Origin of the sequence: Sulfuricurvum sp., from assembly GCF_049305995.1 — a bacterium.
In the GTDB taxonomy this organism is placed as follows: Bacteria; Campylobacterota; Campylobacteria; order Campylobacterales; family Sulfurimonadaceae; genus Sulfuricurvum.
In genome coordinates, this window is sequence record NZ_JBAQPS010000257.1 from 1 (window position 1) to 4,500 (window position 4,500).

The following is a 4,500-nucleotide window of genomic DNA, read 5'->3' on the forward strand; positions in this document are numbered from 1 at the left end:
CACTCTAGCGACCCATAAAGCCCCCGTTATGATTGAGCGGGATAACAATATACCTGCGCTAGATGTTTTAATGGAAGAGTTTCGAACACTTAAGAAGATTGTGGGAGGGGCGACATGACAACTGAGACCACGATAATGGAGCGATTTATCGAGATTATCGAGAGTGATGAACCGCTCATTAATCCTCTTTATAACCGTTATCAAGTCTATCGGGATATGGTGTATCACCGTTTGTATGAGACGATCACTAATATCTATCCGATTTTTACCTCTTTGTTTGAAGATCAGTTGCATGAACTGATTCGCGCGTTTCAAACGACAGGCGCACGGTCGGTTTTGATGAGCGATATGGCGTATGAGTTTGGTCTATTTGCTAAAGCTAATCCGCTGATGCAAGACAAACCGTATTTGGGAGATTTGTTGTGGTTGGAGTGGGGAGAAGCAGAACTGCTTTTGGAGTGTTGTGAGATGAGATCAACACACTTCGAATGGGTGGGGCAATATCAACTCAGTGATTCGGCACGTTGGAGGCGGTTGCATTATCCTGTTTATCGGGGTGATTTTGAGATATTTGGGGAATATCCGATACTCCTCTATTACAATTTTAATGAAAATCAGGTCTATTTTGAGGAGATTACCCCTCTAGGATATGATGTATTGATGCTTTTACAAACGTATCGAAGTGATGAAATGTTGAGTGAAATTTCAAGAGCGTATGAAGTGGATACAGAGGATCTAAAAATCCCGCTAGAACAATTGTTGACACAGTGGTGTGAGAAAAAATTTTTAACGAAAGAGGTGTGAAATGTGTATATTAAAAGAAAAAATGGACATGGTGCTGGATAAAGGAAAAGATGCTTCATTGCTCTTTATCCGGTTAATTTTGGCGTACGGTTTTTATGAACCGATGATGGGTAAATGGTCGGATATTGGAGCCGTTGCCAAATGGTTCGGCGAGGATTTGGGATTGCCGTTTCCACTGCTCAACGCGTATATGGCGGCATCCACGGAGGCACTGGGGGTGGCGCTGTTGACACTGGGGCTTGGGGTGCGTTTTATCTCCTTGCCGCTAATGGTCATTATGGTAGTGGCAATTAGTACGGTGCATCTTTCTAATGGTTTTTCGGCAGGGGAAAATGGGTTCGAGATACCGCTGTATTATATGCTGATGCTCTTTGTCCTCGCTACGCATGGTGGAGGAAAATACGGTATCGATGGGCTTTTCACTAAAAAAAGCTGCGAGAATTGATATAATCAAACAATGTTATAACCTCTAAAGGAAGATGTATGTGGAACAATATTACTTCGTTCGATAAAGTCATCCGCTTTACACTGGGGTCGGTGTGCGTGTACGGAGGGATCGTTTATCATCCTTTGTTTGCACTTCCCGCTATCGCCCTTTTTTTGAGCGTTGCGACCAACAGCTGCGCCGTGTATAAAATGATGGGGATCAATCATAAAATAGAAGAAAAAAATCACTATTTGAGCGTTTTGCCAAAATACAACCCCGAACCCGTTCTCATTTTTTGCGATCAGGGAAATCTCCTCTTCCGAAACGATGCGGCACACTCAGCACTATCATCATTGCATCATTTTTCACAACTAGACCTCAGACAATCCCCTGCTGAATTGATTGCATCACAGAGTGAAACCGCACTCCGATATCGTGAGGGTGAGCGAACGTATCAACTGGTTTTACGCGGTAATATTCATGATAATTTTGTGATGGTGTATGGATTTGATATCACACTGATCGCGCAAGGAGAAGAAGCTCTCAAAACACTCGCATTGAGTGATCCTCTCACGCAGATGGCAAACCGTAAAAAGCTCATTATTGATTTGGAAGCCTATCCAATGCGAATGCTGAGCCTCGTGGACATTAAAAACTTCGGACAAATCAACGGTTTTTACGGTCATGAAATCGGGGATAGGTTTCTCAAATCATTTGCCCACATGGTTGATCAACTAAAAGAGTGGGAAGATACTGATATTTATCGGGTGCAATCGGATTTGTTTGCTATTTTTAGCGGAGATGAGCGACTTTTTGAAATGATAAACGATTTTTTCATCGAACGCTACATCGTGATAGATGAGATCGAATTTGCATTGGAAGTGACAATGGGGAATGCCAAGCACTCCGATAAAGAACGCTCACTGTTGACCATGGCAGAGACGGCGCTGATGGAAGCCAAAAAGCGGGGAGTGAAATCGCTGCATTATCATGAACTAGGAAATATAAACCAACGCTATTTGAAAAATCTAGAATGGTCGAAACGGATTAAACATATCCTAAACCACGAAGATAGTGCAAAACTAACCGCCTATTTTCAGCCTATTTTGAATACTTCTAGCAACAAAATAGAAAAATATGAGACACTGGCAAGAGTCGTAGATGGGGATACTGTCACTCCTCCAATCGTTTTTTTAGATCCGGCAAAACAACTGGGGTTATTGCCGAAAATAACGATGGCAATGTTGGACGCTATTATTCACAAAGCTCACGAAAATGACACCCAATTTTCAATCAACATCACCATGCAAGATATCCAAAGCGAAAAGTTTAGTAAAGCGTTGGTAGAGAAACTATTAGCTTTACAGCTTTCTCCATTACGTATTGTGCTCGAAATCTTAGAAGATGAAGAGGTGTATGAGTATCTAAGTGTGTTTAAAGAGCTCAAAGAGTATGGATTTAAAATCGCCATCGATGATTTTGGTACTGGGTATTCAAACTTTGCCAAACTACAGCAAATTGAAGTCGATTACATCAAAATCGACGGTAGCCTGATACAAACTATTGATACTAATTCACAGCATCTCGAAGTGGTACGAACCATGAACAACTATGCTCACAGTATCGGGGCAAAGACAATTGCCGAATTTGTCTCCAGTGATGTGATAGCACAGATTCTTATCGATGAGAAAATCGACTATTTACAAGGATACGCCATTGGAAAACCTCTTCCATCCCTCGTTGTTTAAAAAACGATTTATTATCGCTTGTGACATCGTCGCAGATGGTGCCGTATTTTCCAAAGCACTTAAAATCGCTTTGGTCGTCGGGACGATTTTAAATCTGATTAACCAAGGCGATGCTCTAATAGCTTGGGAGATAGAAAAAGTTTCGTGGGGGAAACTGCTGTTGACCTACTGTGTCCCTTTTTTGGTCTCCACCTATACGGCAGTATCGATAGGATTTGAGTTTAAAATCGGCGATGTCTCACCGGTAACGTCTCAAGTGCGCTGTAAACGGTGTAAAACATCCATGCTCACCATTACAAAAGGGGAACTCATCTCCGAATGTGCTCATTGCGGACTCAAAACCAAATGGCAACTTAAATAAGAGAATTTAGTCTAATTGATATTGAGATTAAGTAGTGAGCCGTTCTATGGTACCACGCTCCAATCTAACCTTTCCTTTATGTTCCAAACCTTTAAGCAGACGGCTAATGACGACGCGAGATGTCCCCAGTTGGATTGCAATTTGCTCATGAGTCATGTCGATACGGTTTGACTTTTGTTGTTCTATCCATTTCAGTAGGCGTGTATCCAAGCGTTTGAATTTTATATCCTCGACAAGTGTTGCGAGCGAAGCAAGTCGGACAGTAAAAAGTGAAAACATGAAACTTAGGTACTCAGGGCTTTGTGTCATGAGTGAGTGGATCGAGTTATGGTCTAAGAGATAGCCGCTGATATTGTTTTCGGTGATGGCGGTTCCGATGGCGACATTTTGCGAGACAAGGCTTGCTGTATTGATGACGCATTGTTCGAGTGGTTTGAGGGTATAGAGGGTAATCTCTTCGACTCCTTCACTTTGGATATATAATCGTACGTTTCCTTCAGTTAGGAAAAGAATATCTTTACAAATGTCACCTTGATAAAATAAAATCGTATTTTTTGCTACAGTGATTGGGCGAGCATGGCTATTGACAAACGCTCGAAGGGTCGGGGATAGATGAGAATAAAAAGTAAATTTCGAAAGTTCCATATAATGCCTCAATAGGTTTGAAGCATTATAACATGACGTTTCAGTCGTTTTCGATTTTGCATCCGGTGTTGATTCCCAGTAGCGAATAAAATGGGCAAAATCCAACTGCACCCGTAATGACTAAAATAATTCCAGCGTAGCCGAAGATATTTCCGCTGATAACCGCCCAAGTGATTAGAGCAACTCCTGCGATAATCCGAAGGGCGCGATCCACTTTTCCAGCATTGCATTTCATAATAAATTCCTTGATTGAGAATGTGATTCCCTAAATTTGTAAGAGTATTGTAACGCTTTGAGTGTAGAGATGTCTGTAACCTGAGTTACACTGAAGTGGTGAAGCGAATTTTAAGGATAAGATTGTGACGGCTAACGATGTTTAGATAAAGGCTAAATTCGTTTAATTTTTCGGTGAAGCACATCATCCGTAATTTCTGAGAGGCGCATCGCCGAATACATCTCCAGCATCTCTTGACGCCATACATCCCATTGGGCATGGAGAGCGCATGGTTTTTCCG

Annotated in this window: 6 protein-coding genes; 4 read left to right on the forward strand and 2 right to left on the reverse strand. The window is 41.8% G+C overall.

Going from position 1 to position 4,500, the window contains the following annotated elements; all coding sequences use genetic code 11:
- Window positions 1-114: 114 nt before the first annotated feature.
- From WA010_RS08800 to nrtS, 4 genes are read left to right on the forward strand one after another with little or no spacing between them, the layout of a single operon-like run.
- Window positions 115-804 carry a hypothetical protein gene (locus WA010_RS08800; protein ID WP_422556756.1) on the forward strand — a complete coding sequence of 230 codons (690 nt, stop codon included), beginning with the start codon at window positions 115-117 and terminating at the stop codon, window positions 802-804.
- A gap of 1 nt (window position 805) precedes the next feature.
- Complete coding sequence (locus WA010_RS08805; RefSeq protein ID WP_422556757.1) at window positions 806-1,249, forward strand: DoxX family protein; 444 nt, start codon at window positions 806-808, stop codon at window positions 1,247-1,249.
- Window positions 1,250-1,287: 38 nt separating this feature from the next.
- Window positions 1,288-2,979, forward strand: a complete 1,692-nt coding sequence (locus WA010_RS08810) for an EAL domain-containing protein (protein ID WP_422556758.1) — start codon at window positions 1,288-1,290, stop codon at window positions 2,977-2,979.
- Window positions 2,948-3,340, forward strand: coding sequence for a nitrate/nitrite transporter NrtS (nrtS, locus tag WA010_RS08815; RefSeq protein ID WP_422556759.1), 393 nt, complete (start codon window positions 2,948-2,950; stop codon window positions 3,338-3,340). Before WA010_RS08810 ends, nrtS begins: the two co-directional genes overlap by 32 nt.
- A gap of 27 nt (window positions 3,341-3,367) precedes the next feature.
- Here nrtS and WA010_RS08820 read toward each other — a convergent pair whose 3' ends face one another.
- Complete coding sequence (locus tag WA010_RS08820; protein ID WP_422556760.1) at window positions 3,368-3,985, reverse strand: Crp/Fnr family transcriptional regulator; 618 nt, start codon at window positions 3,983-3,985, stop codon at window positions 3,368-3,370.
- 40 nt (window positions 3,986-4,025) lie between these two features.
- Window positions 4,026-4,220, reverse strand: coding sequence for a YgaP family membrane protein (locus WA010_RS08825; RefSeq protein WP_422556761.1), 195 nt, complete (start codon window positions 4,218-4,220; stop codon window positions 4,026-4,028).
- Between the last annotated feature and the right edge of the window lie 280 nt (window positions 4,221-4,500).